Raw genomic sequence first — 16,186 nt, 5'->3', positions numbered from 1 at the left:
GCGACACGCCGCCGACAAACTAATGAGAGACCGACAAGTTAGGCGAGAACCTACAACACTACCTCTGTTCGCCCACGGAGAACGGATGGAAGAAACGAGGCGACGACAGCCTTGAGTCGATGTCGCTCAAGTAGGAGCGACCTCAACTTGGAGGTTCCGACCGATGTCGACCACCCGCCTTCCCGTTCTCTTCCTGACCGACCTGGTCGTCCTACCCGGCATGGTGGTGCCGATCGAGCTCGACGACGCAGCCCGTGCCGCGGTCGACGCCGCCCGCGCGCACAGCGACGACCAGCTGCTCGTTGCCCCTCGTCTCAGCGACCGCTACGCCTCCTACGGCGTGGTCGCCTCGATCGTCCAGCTCGGACGACTACAGAACGGTGACCCCGCCGCGGTGATCAAGGCCGATCGGCGCGTGCGGATCGGCTCCGGCGTCTCCGGCCCGGGCACTGCGCTGTGGGTCGAGGCCGAGGAGCTCGACCCGACGATGGAGACCGCCGAGATCCGTGAGCTGGCCACCGAGTACAAGCAGCTCGTCGTGGCGACTCTGCAGCGCCGTGACGCCTGGCAGGTCATCGACCAGGTCAACAAGGTGACCGACCCCTCCGCCCTGGCCGACCTGGCCGGCTATGCGTCCTGGCTGAGTGAGGAGCAGAAGCGTGAGCTGCTGGAGAACCCCTACGTCGCGGACCGGCTTCACCTGCTCGTGACCTGGGCCAAGGACCACCTGGCCGAGACCGAGGTCAACGACAAGATCGCCGAAGACGTCCGCGAGGGCATGGAGAAGAGCCAGCGGGAGTTCCTGCTGCGCCAGCAGCTCGCTGCCATCCGCAAGGAGCTCGGTGAGGACGAGCCCGAGGGTGCGCAGGACTACCGCACCCGTGTCGAGGAGGCCGATCTCCCCGACGGCATCCGCCTCGCTGCGATGCGCGAGGTGGCCAAGCTCGAGCGGGCCAGCGACCAGAGCCCCGAGTCCGGCTACCTGCGGACCTGGCTGGACACGATCCTCGACCTGCCCTGGGGCACCCGCACGACCGACGCCACCGACATCGTGGCGGCCCGTGAGGTGCTGGACGCCGACCACCACGGCCTGGACGACGTCAAGGACCGGATCGTGGAGTACCTGGCCATCCGCTCCCGCCGCGCGTCCCGCCACCTCGAGGTCGTCGGGGGCCGCGGCTCCGGCGCCGTGATGGCCCTGGTCGGGCCGCCCGGAGTGGGCAAGACCTCCCTCGGTGAGTCCGTGGCGCGGGCCCTGGGGCGCAAGTTCGTCCGGGTGTCGCTCGGCGGCGTCCGCGACGAGGCCGAGATCCGGGGCCACCGGCGTACGTACGTCGGCGCGCTGCCGGGCCGGATCGTTCGCGCCATCAGCGAGGCCGGGTCGATGAACCCCGTGATCCTGCTGGACGAGATCGACAAGGTCGGCGCCGACTACCGCGGCGACCCCGCGGCGGCCCTGCTCGAGGTCCTCGACCCCGCGCAGAACCACACCTTCCGCGACCACTACCTCGAGGTCGACCTCGACCTCTCCGACGTGGTCTTCCTCGCCACCGCGAACGTCATCGAGACCATTCCGCAGGCGCTGCTGGACCGGATGGAGCTCGTCCAGCTCGACGGCTACACCGAGGACGACAAGGTCGCGATCGCGCGTCAGTACCTGCTCCCCCGCCAGCTCGGCCTCGCCGCGCTGACCGTGGAGGAGGTCAGCATCTCCGAGGAGGCGTTGCGCGAGGTGGCCGTCAACTACACCCGCGAGCCGGGCGTCCGGCAGCTCGAACGGCTGCTGGCCAAGACTCTACGCAAGGCGGCGACCCGGCTGGCCCGCGGCGAGGACGAGCGGCTGGCGATCGACGTCGCCAACCTGCGCGACTTCCTCGGCCGTCCCCGCTTCACCCCCGAAGCGCACGAGCGCACCTCCGTGCCCGGCGTCGCGACCGGCCTCGCCGTCACCGGCCTCGGTGGGGACGTGCTGTTCATCGAGGCGGCGGCGGTCAGCGGCCCTTCGACAGGCTCAGAGAACGTGGGCGGCTCAGGGAACGGGGGGCTGACGCTGACCGGGCAGCTGGGGGACGTGATGAAGGAGTCGGCGCAGATCGCGCTGTCCTACGTCCGGGCCCACGCAGCCCAGCTCGGCATCACTGATCCCTCGGTGCTCTACCGGCCGATCCATGTCCACGTGCCGGCGGGTGCGGTACCGAAGGACGGGCCGTCCGCGGGCGTCACCATGGTGACGGCGCTGACCTCGATGGCGTTGGGTCGTCCGGTCCGCTCCGACGTCGCCATGACCGGTGAGGTGAGCCTGAACGGTCGAGTGATGCCGATCGGCGGCGCGAAGCAGAAGCTGCTGGCCGCTCAGCGGGCCGGGCTGACCACGGTCTTCCTGCCGCTGCGCAACGAGCCCGACCTCGATGACGTACCGGCCGACGTGCTGGCCGCGGTCGACGTCCGGCTGATGAGTGACGTGGCCGAGCTGGTGGCCGAGGCCATCGAGCCCGCCGGCGAGGTGGCCACCCAGGCCGCCTGACCTCCGACAACGATCGCCGGTCACCCCCTGCGGGGTGCCCGGCGTTCTGTCGTCAGCTGGTACCGAGGGTGTCGGCGGTCGCCGCGGGGTCGCGCTTGGACTTGGCCAGGCTCGCCACGGTTGTGACCGCGAGGGTGCCCACGATCACCGTCAGCGACAGCCAGATGGGGATCTCGCCGCCGTAGGGCGCCCAGTCGGCCCAGTGGTACTCGTGCAGGGCGTGCAGCACGAGCTTGATGCCGATGAAGGCGAGGATGATCGACAGTCCGAGCGACAGGTAGACCAGCTTCTTCAGCAGGCCGCCGATCAGGAAGTAGAGCTGGCGCAGACCCATCAGCGCGAACACGTTGGCGGTGAAGACCAGGTACGGCTCCTGGGTGAGGCCGTAGATTGCCGGGATCGAGTCGAGCGCGAAGAGCAGATCGGTGCTGCCGAGCGCCACGATCACGAAGAACATCGGCGTGATCATCCGCTTGCCCTGTTCCTTCACCGTGAGCTTGGTGCCGCGGAAGTCATCGGTGGCGGGGAACCGGCGCCGGACCATCCGCATGATGGCGTTGTTGGGCGCCTCCCCGTCGTGCTCGTCGTCGTCGGAGGAGCGGTAGTCGAGGAAGAGCTTGACCGCGGTGTAGACCAGGAACGCCCCGAAGATGAAGAACACCCAGGCGAAACGGTCGATCGCAGCGGCGCCGACCGCGATGAAGATCCCGCGGAAGATCAGCGCCAGGATGATGCCGACGAGCAGAGCGAACTGCTGCAGCTCGCGGGGCACCTTCAGCTTGGCCATGATGATCAAGAAGATGAAGAGGTTGTCGACCGAGAGGCTGTACTCGGTGATCCAGCCGGCGAAGAACTCCCCGCCGTACTGGGGGCCGGCGACGACGAGCACGCCGAGCCCGAAGAGCACCGCCAGACCGACGAAGACGGCGATGGCGATCGAGGCTTCCTTGGTGGACGGCTCGTGCGGCCGCCGGCCGATGATGAAGACGTCGAACGCGAGGATGGCCACCATCACGACCACGGTGATGGCCCAGGCGTACGGGTGAACGTTCATGAGATGGAGCCTTCCGAGACGAGTCGGGGGATGTCGAGGTCTCGGAGGTCTCTTCCGCCAGTCGCCTGACCGAGGCACCGGGCGGCGCCGGGAGGAGTGAGACGACTCCTACCAGCGGCCAGCCGTGATGACGATGCCGCCGCGAGGGAATACTCCCCTCCGCGGCTCAGTATGACAGCCAGAGGCCGAAAAGCCTGATTCGTGCGCCGGGGTCAGCCGGTCAGCGGCTCGCCTCCACCATCTGCCGCAGCTCCTTCTTGAGGTCGGAGATCTCGTCGCGGAGCCGGGCCGCCACCTCGAACTGGAGGTCAGCGGCGGCCCCGTGCATCTGGGTGGTGAGCTCTTGCACCAGGTCGGCGAGCTCGCCGGCGGGCATGCCGCCGAGGCGGCGCCCGTGGTCGCCCTTGAGGCCGAGGGCGGGCACCGGCTGCTTGGCCCGACCCCGGGGCCGGCCGTTCAGCAGCTCTTCGGTGTCGGCGTCCTCGCGGGCGAGCATGTCGGTGATGTCGGCGATCTTCTTCCGCAGCGGCTGCGGGTCGACCCCGTTCGCGACGTTGTACGCGATCTGCTTGTCCCGGCGCCGGTTGGTCTCATCGATGGCGGCGGCCATCGAGTCAGTGATCTTGTCGGCGTACATGTGGACCTGGCCGGACACGTTACGGGCGGCGCGGCCGATGGTCTGGATCAGGCTTTTCGCGCTGCGCAGGAAGCCTTCCTTGTCGGCGTCCAGGATGGCCACCAGGGACACCTCGGGCAGGTCGAGACCTTCGCGCAGCAGGTTGATGCCGACCAGGACGTCGTACTCCCCCATCCGCAGCTCGCGCAGCAGCGTGATCCGCTGCAGGGTGTCGACCTCGGAGTGCAGGTACCGCGTCCGGATCCCGTTCTCGAGCAGGTAGTCGGTCAGGTCCTCCGACATCTTCTTCGTCAACGTGGTCACGAGCACCCGCTCGTTGCGCTCGGTCCGCAGCCGGATCTCACCCATCAGGTCGTCGATCTGGCCCTGGGTCGGTTTGACGATGACTTCGGGGTCGATCAGCCCGGTAGGCCGGATGATCTGCTCCACGTAGCCGTCGGACTTGGCCATCTCGTAGTTGCCCGGTGTCGCCGACAGGTAGACCGTCTGGCCGATCCGCTCCACGAACTCCTCGAACCGCAACGGCCGGTTGTCCATCGCGCTCGGGAGCCGGAAGCCGTGGTCGACCAGCGTCCGCTTGCGCGACATGTCGCCCTCGTACATGCCGCCGATCTGCGGGATGGTGACGTGCGACTCGTCCACGACCAGCAGGAAGTCCTCGGGGAAGTAGTCCAGCAGGCAGTACGGAGCCGTGCCCTTTCCTCGCCCGTCGATGTGGCTCGAGTAGTTCTCGATGCCCGAGCAGGTACCGATCTGGCGCATCATCTCGATGTCGTAGCTGGTCCGCATCCGCAGCCGCTGAGCCTCGAGGAGCTTGTGCTGCGCCTCCAGCTCGGCCAGTCGCTCCCCCAGCTCGGCCTCGATGCGCCCGATGGCCCGTTCCATCCGCTCCGGCCCGGCCACGTAGTGGCTGGCCGGGAACAGGTAGATGTGCTCGTCGTTGGTGACGACCTCGCCGGTGAGCGGGTGCAGCGTGCTGAGCTTTTCGATCTCGTCGCCGAAGAACTCGATCCGGACCGCGAGCTCCTCATACATCGGGAACACCTCAAGGGTGTCGCCCCGGACGCGGAAGGTGCCGCGGGTGCCGGCGAGGTCGTTGCGCGCGTACTGGATGCCGACGAGCTGACGCAGCAGCGCGTCGCGCTCGATCTCCTGACCCACCTTGAGCGCGACCATGCGGTCGACGTACTCCTGCGGTGTGCCCAGACCGTAGATGGCCGACACCGTGGCGACCACGATGACGTCCCGCCGGGTCAGCAGGGAATTGGTGGCCGAGTGCCGGAGCCGTTCGACCTCCTCGTTCAGCGAGGAGTCCTTCTCGATGTAGGTGTCGGACTGCGGGACGTACGCCTCGGGCTGGTAGTAGTCGTAGTAGGAGACGAAGTACTCCACGGCGTTCTTGGGGAAGAAGTGCCGCAGCTCGTTGGCGAACTGGGCGGCCAGGGTCTTGTTGGGCTGCATGACCAGGATCGGTCGTTGCACCTTCTCCGCGAGCCAGGCCATGGTCGCGGTCTTGCCCGTACCGGTGGCGCCCAGCAGCACGACGTCCTGCTCGCCGTTGGCGATCCGTCGTTCGAGGTCGGCGATCGCCGTCGGCTGGTCACCGGACGGGGAGAAGTCGCTCTCCACGTGAAAAGGGGCGACGACGCGCTGCAGGTCTTCGATCGGACGCATGCTCGAAGCGTACGTGCGGCCACTGACAGTTCTTGTCGCGCGAGGTCGAGGGTCAGGCCGCCGGGCTGCGCTGGAGGAGATCCGACCACAGCCGAGCGACCGAATCGGTGAGCTGGTCGGGGCTGCCGTTGTTGTCCACCACCAGGTCGGCCGCCGCAAGCCGGTCGTTGCGGCTGGCCTGGGCCGACATCCGCGACCGCGCCTCCTCAGCCGTCAAACCGTTGCGGGCCATCAGCCGCTGCTGCTGCGTCGCAGGGTCGAGGTCGACCACGACGACCACGTCGAAGTCGCGCTGCTGACCGGTCTCGACCAGGAGCGGGATGACGTGCAGCACGACCGCGTCCGGGTCCGCCTGCTGCTCGATGGCGGCCGCCCGGGCCCGGACCAGCGGGTGGATGATCCGCTCGAGGTCACGTCGGGCGCCGGGGTCGGCGAACACCACGGACCCGAGCCGAGGCCGGTCCAGCCGGCCGTTCGCGTCGAGCACCTCGGGCCCGAACCGCTGCACCACCGCCTCGAGCCCAGGTGTGCCGGGCTCCACCACCGCACGGGCCAACACGTCGGAGTCGATCACCACCGCACCCCGGGCACCGAGCCCGGCGGCGACCGCGCTCTTGCCGGACGCGATGCCGCCGGTCAGTCCCACCCTGAGCATGGGACCAGCCTAGAGGCCGCGTCGGGGACAAGCCGTGAACGAAGGGGGCGTAGTCGCCTCCTTCGTTCACGAGCTCTGGCCCCGATACGCTCGCGCATGCCCATTCACCAGCTGAGCGAAGCCGAACTGGCCCGCCTGTACGGGCCATGGGCGGGACGGACGCCAGCCGAGGCAGCAGCCTTCTTCGAGGGCTACCCAGGCCGCTGGTGGCTCGCCGGAGGCTGGGCGATCGAGGCGTTCACCGGCGTCGAGCGGCACCACGACGATCTCGATCTCGAGATCCCGAGGTCGGAGCTGGCGCTGCTACGACGCCATCTGGCCGGTCGCCTCGACATGTGGACGGCCACCGTCGGCGCGTTACTCCCTCTGCTGCCGGAGGACGACCCGGACGGCCTCGCCGACGCCGTGCTGCCCACAGGCTGCGGCCAGGTCTGGGTACGACCGAGTGGGGCCGAGCCGTGGGAGTACGACATCTTGTTCATGCCCGGCGGCCGCGACACCTGGGAGTTCAAGCGGGACGACCGGATTCGGCTTCCGCTGGCCGACGTCCTCTGGCTTCATGACGGCGCGCCCTACCTACGCCCCGAGGTGCAGCTGCTGCTGAAAGCGAAACGCCCCCGCCAGAAGGACCAGGCCGACTTCGCGGCTGCGGCGCCCCTGCTCGACGGAGCAAGCCGGACCTGGCTACGCGGCTGCCTTGAGCTGGCGCACCCGGGCCACCCGTGGATCGCCGAGCTCTGAGCCCGGCGGCTGGCTAGGGCCGCCACCTCCACGGGAGGCCACAGGGAGGAGGCGCAGACCCATCGAGACCTTCGACACGCTCAGGCACGGATGGGTCGAGCCCTTCGACAGGCTCAGGACGCGTCGGGCTCAGGACGCGGACGAGCCCCGCCACCGGGAAGGTGACGGGGCTCGTACGGTCGAGCGCCAGGCCTACTGGCCGCCGCCGGTGAGCTTCTCACGCAGCGCCTGCAGCGCCTCGTCCGAGGCGAGCGAACCCTCGGGAGCCGCCGACGGGCTGGCCGTCGCCGTTCCGGTCTCGGCCGGCGTGGCCGAAGCCTGGCCGCCCGCGTTGGAGGACGAGGAGTAGCTGGCCGGAGCCGCCGCAGCGACCTCGGAGTTCTCGGCGTCCTCGACCTGCTTCTTGTGGGCTTCCCAACGGGCGTGAGCCTCGGCGTACTGGGACTCCCAGGCCGCGCGCTGCTCCTCGTAGCCCTCGAGCCACTCGCCCGTCTCGGGGTCGAAGCCGTCCGGGTAGAGGTAGTTGCCCTGGTCGTCGTAGGACGCCGCCATGCCGTACAGCGTGGGGTCGAAGTCCTCGGAGTTGACGTCGACACCCTCGTTGGCCTGCTTCAGCGACAGCGAGATCCGGCGACGCTCGAGGTCGATGTCAATGATCTTGACCAGCACGTCGTCGTTGACCGTGACGACCTGCTCGGGGATCTCGACGTGACGCTCGGCGAGCTCGGACACGTGCACCAGACCCTCGATGCCCTCCTCCACGCGGACGAACGCTCCGAACGGCACCAGCTTGGTGACCTTGCCGGGCACGATCTGCCCGATCTGGTGCGTCCGGGCGAAGGCCTGCCACGGGTCTTCCTGGGTGGCCTTGAGCGACAGCGAGACACGCTCGCGGTCCATGTCCACGTCGAGGACCTCGACGGTGACCTCCTGGCCGACCTCGACGACCTCGGACGGGTGGTCGATGTGCTTCCAGGACAGCTCGGAGACGTGCACGAGGCCGTCCACGCCACCGAGGTCCACAAAGGCACCGAAGTTGACGATCGAGGACACGACACCCTTGCGGATCTGGCCCTTCTGCAGCTGGGTGAGGAAGTTCTGCCGAACCTCCGACTGCGTCTGCTCGAGCCAGGCACGGCGGGACAGGACCACGTTGTTGCGGTTCTTGTCCAGCTCGATGATCTTGGCCTCGAGCTCCATGCCGACGTACGGCTGCAGGTCGCGGACCCTGCGCATCTCCACCAGCGACGCGGGCAGGAAGCCCCGCAGGCCGATGTCGATGATCAGGCCGCCCTTGACGACCTCGATGACGTGGCCGGTGACGACACCGTCCTCTTCCTTGATCTTCTCGATCGTGCCCCAGGCGCGCTCGTACTGAGCCCGCTTCTTGGACAGGATCAGCCGACCCTCCTTGTCCTCCTTCTGCTGGACGAGAGCTTCGATCACATCCCCGACGCTGACCACGTCGAACGGGTCGACGTCGTGCTTGATGGAGAGCTCTTTGGAGGGGATGACCCCTTCAGTCTTGTAGCCGATGTCCAGCAGGACCTCGTCACGGTCGACCTTGACGACGGTTCCGGTGACGATGTCACCATCGTTGAAGTACTTGATGGTCGCGTCGATGGCCGCGAGAAAAGCCTCAGGCGAATCGAAATCGTCGATCGCGACCTGGGGAGGTGCCTCTAGGGAGGACGTCATGTAGTAGGGCTCCGATAGGGATGAAATGGGTTTTCCGGTGTGCTGCGGCCGTTTCCCGCGAACGCCCTGCTGCCCACAACTTGCGATCCCCACACACCTCGGTGCTCAAGGCCAAGCCTGCTGCTGACAACGGACGACGCGAGATTGCGTGACCTACTCCGTCCGAAGTCCTGCAGGCCACAGCGACATCTCAGACTACTGGGGCAGCCAAAGCAGGGTCAATTTGGGGATTCGCCGCCGCCGCTGACCAGGCTCTGGAGGCAGGGTCAGTGGGCCGCGTCGTGCCACGACCGGCCGACGCCGACCGACACGTCCAACGGCACGGTCATGGCGACCGCGTGGCCCATCTTGTCGCGGACGATCTCTTCCAGAGCCGCCCGTTCGCCCAGACCGATCTCGAAGACCAGCTCGTCGTGCACCTGCAGCAGCATCCGGCTGCGCATCCCGGCGTCGACCAGCGCTCGTTCGACGTCCAGCATGGCGACCTTGATGATGTCGGCGGCAGAGCCCTGGATGGGCGCGTTCAGCGCCATCCGCTCCGCCATCTCGCGGCGCTGCCGGTTGTCGCTCATCAGGTCGGGCAGATAGCGGCGGCGGCCCAGGACCGTCTCGGTGTACTCGGTCTTGCGCGCGTCGGCGACCAAGCCGTGCAGGTAGTCCCGGACCCCGCCGAAGCGCTCGAAGTACTCCTCCATCAGACCCTTGGCCTCGGCGGTCTCGATGCTCAGCTGCTGGCTCAGGCCGAAGGCGCTCAGGCCGTAGGCCAGGCCGTAGTTCATCGCCTTGATCTTGGCCCGCTCGGCCGGCGTGACCGCGGTCGGCTCGACCCCGAAGACTCGGGAGGCGGTGACGGTGTGGAAGTCCATCCCCGACTTGAACGCCGCGATCAGGCTGTCGTCCTCGCTGGCGTGCGCCATGATGCGCATCTCGATCTGGGAGTAGTCGGCCGACATCAGGGCCTCGTACCCCTCGCCGACCACGAACGCCTCCCGGATCCGGCGGCCTTCCTCGGTGCGGATCGGGATGTTCTGCAGGTTGGGGTCGGTGCTGGACAGCCGGCCGGTCGCCGCGATGGTCTGGACGTACGTGGTGTGGATACGGCCGTCGTCGGCCACCGACTTGAGCAGCCCCTCGACCGTCTGCTTGAGCCGGATCGCGTCCCGGTGCACCAGCAGGTGCGCCAGGAACGGGTGCTCGGTCTTGGCGTACAGCGCCTGCAGCGCGTCGGCGTCGGTGGTGTAGCCGGTCCGCGTCCGGCGGGTCTTCGGCATCCCCAGCTCGTCGAACAGCACCACCTGCAGCTGCTTGGGCGAGCCGAGGTTGATCTGCTTGCCCAGCACCGCGTAGGCGTCGTTGGCCGCCTGGGTCACGGTGGCGCCGAAGTCGGACTCGAGCGCTTGGAGGTGGTCGAGGTCGACGGCGACGCCGGTCTGCTCCATCCGGGCCAGCGTCCGCAGCAGTGGCAGCTCGACGCCGTTCAGCAGGCTGCTGCCGTTGCGCTGCTCGATCTCGGCGTCGAGGGCGTCGGCCAGGTCGATCACCGCACGAGCCCGGACCATCGCCGCGTCGGCGGCCAGCCGGGTTCCGGAGTCGTCGTCGCCGAAGTCGAGCGCCTGCTGGTCGGTGTCAAGGGTCTCGAGGGCGTCGGCGGCGCCCTCCACCTTGAGCTCACGCTTGAGGTAGCGGACGGTGAGGTCGGCCAGGTCGAAGGTCCGCTGGTCAGGCCGGGTCAGGTAGGCCGCGAGCTGGGTGTCCGACGTCAGCCCGTCGAGGTCCCAGCCGCGTGCCCAGAGCCCGAGCAGTGCGCCCTTCGCGTCGTGCATCGCCTTGCTGTGGCTCGGGTCGGTCAGCCAGCCCGCCAGCGCCTGGTCGTCGGCCGGGGTCAGGCTCAGCACGTCGACGTAGGCGGCCGCGCCGTCGGCGGCCGCGAGGGCAAGGGCCGTGATGTCACCCGTCCCCGATCCCCAGTGGCCGATGACGTCGAGCCCGGTCCGTGCACCGACAGCGTGCTCACGCAGCCACGCGTCGAGCTGGTCCTGGCCGAGCACCTCACCGGTCAGCTCGAACCCGCCCTCGGGGACGATCTCTTCCTCGTTCGGCAGCGCCTCGAGCAGCCGGTCGCGCAGCACCCGGAACTCAAGCCCGTCGAAGAGCTGGTGGGTCGCCTCGCGGTTCCAGGGCTGACGGACCAGGTCGTCGACGCTCAGCGGCAGCTCGAGGTCGCGGACCAGCGCGTTGATCTGCCGGTTCAGCAGCACGGCCTCGGTCCGCAGCTGGAACTCCGCGGCCGCCTTGCCCTTGAGCTCGCCGGCGTGGGCCACCAGCTCCTCGAGGCTGCCGTACGTCTCCAGCCACTTGGCCGCCGTCTTGGGCCCGACGCCCGGGATGCCGGGCAGGTTGTCGCTCGTCTCGCCCACCAGCGCCGCCAGGTCGGGATAGCGGGCCGGCGTGGCGAAGTACTTGTCCTCCACCGCCGCCGGGGTCATCCGGGCGAGGTCGGAGACGCCCTTGCGCGGGTAGAGCACGGTCACGTTCTCGCTCACCAGCTGGAAGGCGTCCCGGTCGCCGGTGCAGATCAGCACGTCAAAGCCCTGCGCCTCAGCCTGGGTGGCCAGCGTGCCGATCACGTCGTCGGCCTCGAAGCCGGGCTTGTCCACGTACGGGATGTTGAGCGCCTTCAGCACTTCCTTGACCAGGTCGACCTGGCCGCGGAACTCGTCCGGAGTAGCACTGCGGGTCGCCTTGTACTCGGTGTACATCTCGGAGCGGAACGTCTGGCGCGAGACGTCGAACGCCACCCCGACGTGGGTCGGCGCCTCGTCGCGCAGCACGTTGATCAACATCGAGGTGAACCCGAACACCCCGTTGGTGTGCTGGCCGGTCGCGGTGGAGAAGTTCTCGACCGGCAGGGCGAAGTAGGCCCGGTACGCCACCGAGTGGCCGTCGATCAGCAGCAGCTTGGGCCGCGACGGGGGGGCGGCGGCAGCCGCCGCCGCGTTCTTGGCGGCACGGGATCCCGGGGCAGCGGTCTTCACAGGCACGCGACGACTCTATCCGCGGCCACTGACAGGTCTCAGCCCACAGTGTGTGCACTTCTGCGGCGACTACGCCCCAGAAGTGAACACAGGATCGGCGCGATCCCTAGGCTGACGGCGTGACGACTCCCGAGCTTCCCGACTGGTACGCACAACTGCCCAGCGCGCTGGACCTCACGCTCGGGTTCGAGCCGCTGGAGCTCAGCGCCGAACGGGTGGTGGGCCGGATGCCCGTGGCGGGCAACACCCAGCCGTACGGGCTGTGGCACGGGGGCGCGTCCTGCGTGCTGATCGAGACGCTCGGCTCGATCGGCGCCAACCTGCACGCCGGTCCGGGCCGGGTCGCCGTCGGGGTCGACCTGAACGCCACCCACCACCGGCCGGGACGCTCCGGCTGGATCACCGGGACCGCGACCGCGATCCGGCTCGGCCGTTCGGTGGCGAGCTATGAGGTGGTGCTCGTCGACGACGGCGGCGCCCGGGTCTGCACCGGCCGCCTGACCTGTCAGGTGGTGCCGGCGGACCGGCCCGGTACGACCCCGGCGCGCGGCTGAGGACCGCCGTGCTGCCGACGACCATCGCCACCACCGACTACCACACCGGCGGGGAGCCGTTCCGGATCGTCGCCGAGCCGCCCGTACCGATCCCCGGCACCACGGTCGCCGAACGCCGCGCCCGGGCGATCGACGACCCGGACATCCAGGCGCTGCGGGCGGTCCTCTGCTCCGAGCCACGCGGCCACGCCGACATGTACGGCGGGCTGGTGGTGCCGCCGGACGGCGCGGGCGGCCTCGTCGTCGCGCCGGCCGACGGCAGCGCGGAGGTCGTCGTCGACGTCCCGTCGGGCCGGGTCACCGCCCGCGTGCACCGCGAGGACGGCCGGGTGGTCGCCGTCGACTTCGTGAACGTGCCGAGCTGGGTGGTCGCGCGTGACGTCGTGGTGCCGACCTCACGCGGCGACGTCACGGTCACCGTCGCCTACGGCGAGGTGCTCTGGAGCTCGGCGACTCCGCGCTGAGGCACATCGCGAGAAGGATGAGGCGCGGTGGCCCGCTGATCCGGTCGTTCTGTGACGAGGGTTTGGCGCAACCTCTTCGAGGCCCTCGACAAGCTCGGGACGCGGTGCGGTCAGTGGCCGCCGAGGTAGGCGGCCGTCACGGACGGGTCGTCGAGGAGATCGGCGGCCGGGCCTTCGAGGTTGAGCCGGCCGGACTCGAGGACGTAGGCGTAGTCGGCGATCTCCAGCGCGGCGAGGGCGTTCTGCTCGACCAGGAGCACGGTCGTGCCCTGGGCCCGGATCCGTTCGATGGTCTCGAAGATGACGTCCACCAGCACGGGCGCGAGGCCCATCGAGGGCTCGTCGAGCAGCAGCAGCCGCGGGTTACCGAGCAGGGCCCGGGCGACCGCGAGCATCTGCTGCTCACCGCCGGACATGGTGCCGGCCTTCTGGTCGACCCGCTCCCGCAGCCGCGGGAACAGCTCGAGCACGTTCTCGCGGTCCTCGGCGATCTTGGCGGTGTCCTTGCGGGTGAAGGCGCCGAGGTCGAGGTTTTCCGACACCGTCATCCGCTGGAAGATCTTGCGTCCCTCGGGCGACTGGCAGATGCCGAGCTTGACCACGTCGTGGCCGGGGACGCCGTTGATCCGCTTGCCCTCGAACACCACGTCACCGGACCGGGGCCGCAGCAGGCCGGAGATGGTCCGCAGCGTGGTGGACTTGCCGGCGCCGTTCGAGCCGATCAGGCAGACGATCTCGCCGGGGTAGACCGTCAGCGAGAGCTCCTTCACCGCGGCGATGTTGCCGTAGCTGACGTTGATGCTCTTCAGCTGCAGCAGCGCCTCCTGGCCCTCGCCGCGAACGGTGCCGGCGCTGGCTTGTGTGTCGGTGCTCATGTCGGGCGCCTCTTTCCCTCGCGGGTGCCGGTCTTGCCGAGGTAGGCCTCGATCACGGTCTGGTTGTTGCGGATGTCGTCCGGCGTGCCCTCGGCGATCATGGAACCGCGGTCGAGGACGGTGATCCGCTCGCTGATCTTCATGATCACGCTCATGTCGTGCTCGATCAGCAGGACCGACATGTCGCGCTCGTCGCGGACCCGGTAGACGAAGTCGTTGAAGTTCGACGACTCCTGCGGGTTCATGCCGGCCGTCGGCTCGTCCAACAGCAGGATCTTGGGCCGCAGCGCCATCGCCCGGGCGATCTCGAGCCGGCGCTGGTCGCCATAGGAGAGGTTGCGGGCCAGCTCGCCCTCGGACTTGCCGATGCCGACGTACTCGAGCAGCTCGCGCGCGGTGTCGCGGGCCTCCCGCTCCTCCCGCCGCTGCTTCGGCAGCCGGAGGATGGTGGAGAAGACCCCGGCCTTGAGGTGCGGGTGCATCGCAACCATCACGTTTTCCTCGGCCGTCATCAGGCCGAAGAGGCGGATGTTCTGGAAGGTCCGCGCCATCCCCATGGCCGCCCGCTTGTGCGGCTTGACCGCCGTGACGTCCTTGCCGTCCAGGTAGACGGTGCCCTCGGAGGCTTCGTAGAGGCCCGTGAGGACGTTGAAGAACGTCGTCTTCCCGGCGCCGTTCGGCCCGATCAGGCTGATCACCGACTTGGGCGGGATCGCGAACGACACGTCGTTCACGGCCACCAGGCCGCCGAAGCGGATGGTGATGTGGTCGGCGTAGAGAACGTTCGCCGCCACCGGGTCCAGACCGGCCGCCGGAGCGTCGTGCGTCACCGGCCCGCGGTCGCTGGGCCCGCCGGACGGGGCGTCCGGGCTGTTGGGCGTGCCCCCGAGCTGGGTGGCGTCGGCGAGCGACTCACTCATCGGTGGCCCTCCCTCTTACTGGGACCGGGGTCGGAGTGGCCCTGGACGGAGCTGACCGCGGCGGCCGAGGCGGCGATCTTGGCGTCGGACTCAGGGTCGGACTGCTCGATCGCCTCGGTCTCGGCTTCCGCCTCGAGACTCTCGGCGCCGAGCGACTCGGCTTCTGTCCGGGAGGGTGTTTTCATCAGCGCCTTCGTCCGGCCCTCCGGAATCAGACCCTCGCGACGGAACAGCATCATCAACACGAGCAGCAGGCCCAGGATGATGTAGTTGTAGCGCGGCAGGGTCGCCTCGAGGCTGGTGCCGAAGAAAGCGTCCGCCTGGACTCCGATCTGCTTGAGCCCGTTGCCGTTCAGCCAGGACAGCAGGAAGGCGCCGATGGTGACGCCCCAGACGTTGCCCATCCCCCCCAGCACGACCATCAGCAGCACCAGCACCGACTTGCCGAAGTCGAAGCCGGACGGCGAGACGGCGGTCGTGATGCCGGAGGCGTTCGCCACGCCACCGATGCCACCGAAGAAGGCGCCGACGGCGTACGCGAGCAGCTTGGTGCGGACGAGCGGCACCCCCATCATGCTGGCGGCCAGCTCGTCCTCGCGGATGGCCAGCCAGGCCCGGCCGAGCCGGCCCTCGCGGATCCGGAGCGAGATGAAGATGCAGATCCCGACCAGGAGGCCAAGGACCAGGATCTTCCAGATGTTGCCGGCGGCGGAGTTGGTCAACAGCTTGGGCGCGATGCCGAGAGCGCCGAGCGGACCCGTACCGATCGGGTCGATCGAGGAGATGCCCGGGTCACCGTTGGCGATGTTGAAGCCGCCGATGTTGTTGGAGTTGCGGAAGAACTGGGTGATCACCTCACCGAAGCCGAGCGTGACCAGGGCCAGGTAGTCCCCGCGCAGCCGCAGCGTCGGAGCACCGATGATCAGGCCGAGGATCGCGCAGAGCACGCCGGCGACCAGGATCACGATCCAGAAGTTGATGTGGGTCCCGGGAGCGGTGGACTTCACCGGGGAGAAGAGGTGAAAGTCGAAGGTCCAGTTGAAGGGGTAGGCCATCAGCCAGCCGGCGGTGTAGCCGCCGAGGGCCCAGAAGGCCACGTAGCCGAGGTCGAGCAGTCCGGCGTAGCCGACGACGACGTTCAGGCCGAGGGCCATGATCGCCCACATCAGGCACTCGTTGATGGTGGCGACGGGCAGCCAGGCCACGACGGGTGCGGACACCGACTTCACCAGGCTGGGCAGGATCGTCTGGTAGAGCAGGAAGAGGAACACGATCACGGCGACGTAGCCGATCGGCCACGCGTAACGCCGGAGGGAACGCTGGGGTGCCGGCGTCACGGCTGTTGCGACCGCCAT

Annotated in this window: 12 protein-coding genes; 4 read left to right on the top strand and 8 right to left on the bottom strand. The window is 68.7% G+C overall.

Annotation, left to right across the window (positions count from 1 at the left end; translation table 11 throughout):
• Positions 1 to 163: 163 nt before the first annotated feature.
• Entirely contained in the window at positions 164 to 2,524 is a 2,361-nt protein-coding gene (lon, locus tag ACFE76_RS10550) for an endopeptidase La (protein ID WP_375431699.1), read from the top strand.
• 52 nt (positions 2,525 to 2,576) lie between these two features.
• Here the strand turns inward: lon and ACFE76_RS10545 are convergent, their stop codons facing one another.
• The 3 genes from ACFE76_RS10545 to coaE all read right to left on the bottom strand — a co-directional run bounded on the left by ACFE76_RS10545 (position 2,577) and on the right by coaE (position 6,544).
• Positions 2,577 to 3,578: a TerC family protein gene (locus ACFE76_RS10545; protein WP_375431698.1), complete on the bottom strand. Its 1,002-nt coding sequence runs from the start codon at positions 3,576 to 3,578 to the stop codon at positions 2,577 to 2,579.
• A gap of 220 nt (positions 3,579 to 3,798) precedes the next feature.
• Complete coding sequence (uvrB, locus tag ACFE76_RS10540) at positions 3,799 to 5,889, bottom strand: excinuclease ABC subunit UvrB (RefSeq protein ID WP_375431697.1); 2,091 nt, start codon at positions 5,887 to 5,889, stop codon at positions 3,799 to 3,801.
• 52 nt (positions 5,890 to 5,941) lie between these two features.
• Complete coding sequence (gene coaE / locus ACFE76_RS10535) at positions 5,942 to 6,544, bottom strand: dephospho-CoA kinase (protein ID WP_375431696.1); 603 nt, start codon at positions 6,542 to 6,544, stop codon at positions 5,942 to 5,944.
• Between the two features lie 96 nt (positions 6,545 to 6,640).
• Between coaE and ACFE76_RS10530 the strand changes: the two genes are divergently transcribed.
• Positions 6,641 to 7,285: a nucleotidyltransferase domain-containing protein gene (locus tag ACFE76_RS10530; RefSeq protein WP_375431695.1), complete on the top strand. Its 645-nt coding sequence runs from the start codon at positions 6,641 to 6,643 to the stop codon at positions 7,283 to 7,285.
• A gap of 192 nt (positions 7,286 to 7,477) precedes the next feature.
• Here ACFE76_RS10530 and rpsA read toward each other — a convergent pair whose 3' ends face one another.
• Together rpsA and polA are read right to left on the bottom strand one after the other, a co-directional pair.
• Positions 7,478 to 8,983 (bottom strand): 30S ribosomal protein S1, encoded by a 1,506-nt coding sequence (rpsA, locus tag ACFE76_RS10525; protein WP_375431694.1) that lies wholly within the window; start codon positions 8,981 to 8,983, stop codon positions 7,478 to 7,480.
• Between the two features lie 266 nt (positions 8,984 to 9,249).
• The gene (gene polA / locus ACFE76_RS10520; RefSeq protein ID WP_375431711.1) at positions 9,250 to 12,018 is read right to left on the bottom strand and encodes a DNA polymerase I; all 2,769 of its coding nucleotides are present in this window, start codon (positions 12,016 to 12,018) and stop codon (positions 9,250 to 9,252) included.
• 119 nt (positions 12,019 to 12,137) lie between these two features.
• On the opposite strand from polA, the gene ACFE76_RS10515 reads away from it, so the two are divergent.
• Both ACFE76_RS10515 and ACFE76_RS10510 read left to right on the top strand, forming a co-directional pair.
• Positions 12,138 to 12,572: a PaaI family thioesterase gene (locus ACFE76_RS10515; RefSeq protein WP_375431693.1), complete on the top strand. Its 435-nt coding sequence runs from the start codon at positions 12,138 to 12,140 to the stop codon at positions 12,570 to 12,572.
• A gap of 8 nt (positions 12,573 to 12,580) precedes the next feature.
• On the top strand, positions 12,581 to 13,036 hold the full coding sequence (locus ACFE76_RS10510; RefSeq protein ID WP_375431692.1) for a proline racemase family protein: 456 nt from the start codon (positions 12,581 to 12,583) through the stop codon (positions 13,034 to 13,036).
• A 110-nt stretch (positions 13,037 to 13,146) separates the two neighbouring features.
• Here the strand turns inward: ACFE76_RS10510 and ACFE76_RS10505 are convergent, their stop codons facing one another.
• Genes ACFE76_RS10505 through ACFE76_RS10495 form a run of 3 tightly spaced genes read right to left on the bottom strand, consistent with a single transcriptional unit; the run spans position 13,147 to position 16,186 of the window.
• Complete coding sequence (locus tag ACFE76_RS10505) at positions 13,147 to 13,911, bottom strand: ABC transporter ATP-binding protein (RefSeq protein ID WP_375431691.1); 765 nt, start codon at positions 13,909 to 13,911, stop codon at positions 13,147 to 13,149.
• Positions 13,908 to 14,831: an ABC transporter ATP-binding protein gene (locus tag ACFE76_RS10500; RefSeq protein WP_375431690.1), complete on the bottom strand. Its 924-nt coding sequence runs from the start codon at positions 14,829 to 14,831 to the stop codon at positions 13,908 to 13,910. The genes ACFE76_RS10505 and ACFE76_RS10500 overlap by 4 nt, the downstream gene beginning before the upstream one ends.
• Positions 14,828 to 16,186, bottom strand: coding sequence for a branched-chain amino acid ABC transporter permease (locus ACFE76_RS10495; RefSeq protein ID WP_375431689.1), 1,359 nt, complete (start codon positions 16,184 to 16,186; stop codon positions 14,828 to 14,830). The genes ACFE76_RS10500 and ACFE76_RS10495 overlap by 4 nt, the downstream gene beginning before the upstream one ends.

Origin of the sequence: uncultured Friedmanniella sp., from assembly GCF_964244005.1 — a bacterium.
Taxonomy (GTDB): domain Bacteria; phylum Actinomycetota; class Actinomycetes; order Propionibacteriales; family Propionibacteriaceae; genus Microlunatus.
Note: the sequence above shows the minus strand (reverse complement) of the source record. Positions and strands in the feature narration are given on the sequence as shown.

Bases quoted from the DNA above. Each gene is read 5' to 3' on its own strand.
- lon (WP_375431699.1), top strand. From the start codon at position 164: ATGTCGACCACCCGCCTTCCCGTTCTCTTCCTGACCGACCTGGTCGTC.
- ACFE76_RS10545 (WP_375431698.1), bottom strand. From the start codon at position 3,578: ATGAACGTTCACCCGTACGCCTGGGCCATCACCGTGGTCGTGATGGTG.
- uvrB (WP_375431697.1), bottom strand. From the start codon at position 5,889: ATGCGTCCGATCGAAGACCTGCAGCGCGTCGTCGCCCCTTTTCACGTG.
- coaE (WP_375431696.1), bottom strand. From the start codon at position 6,544: ATGCTCAGGGTGGGACTGACCGGCGGCATCGCGTCCGGCAAGAGCGCG.
- ACFE76_RS10530 (WP_375431695.1), top strand. From the start codon at position 6,641: ATGCCCATTCACCAGCTGAGCGAAGCCGAACTGGCCCGCCTGTACGGG.
- rpsA (WP_375431694.1), bottom strand. From the start codon at position 8,983: ATGACGTCCTCCCTAGAGGCACCTCCCCAGGTCGCGATCGACGATTTC.
- ACFE76_RS10505 (WP_375431691.1), bottom strand. From the start codon at position 13,911: ATGAGCACCGACACACAAGCCAGCGCCGGCACCGTTCGCGGCGAGGGC.
- ACFE76_RS10500 (WP_375431690.1), bottom strand. From the start codon at position 14,831: ATGAGTGAGTCGCTCGCCGACGCCACCCAGCTCGGGGGCACGCCCAAC.
- ACFE76_RS10495 (WP_375431689.1), bottom strand. From the start codon at position 16,186: ATGGCGGTCGCAACAGCCGTGACGCCGGCACCCCAGCGTTCCCTCCGG.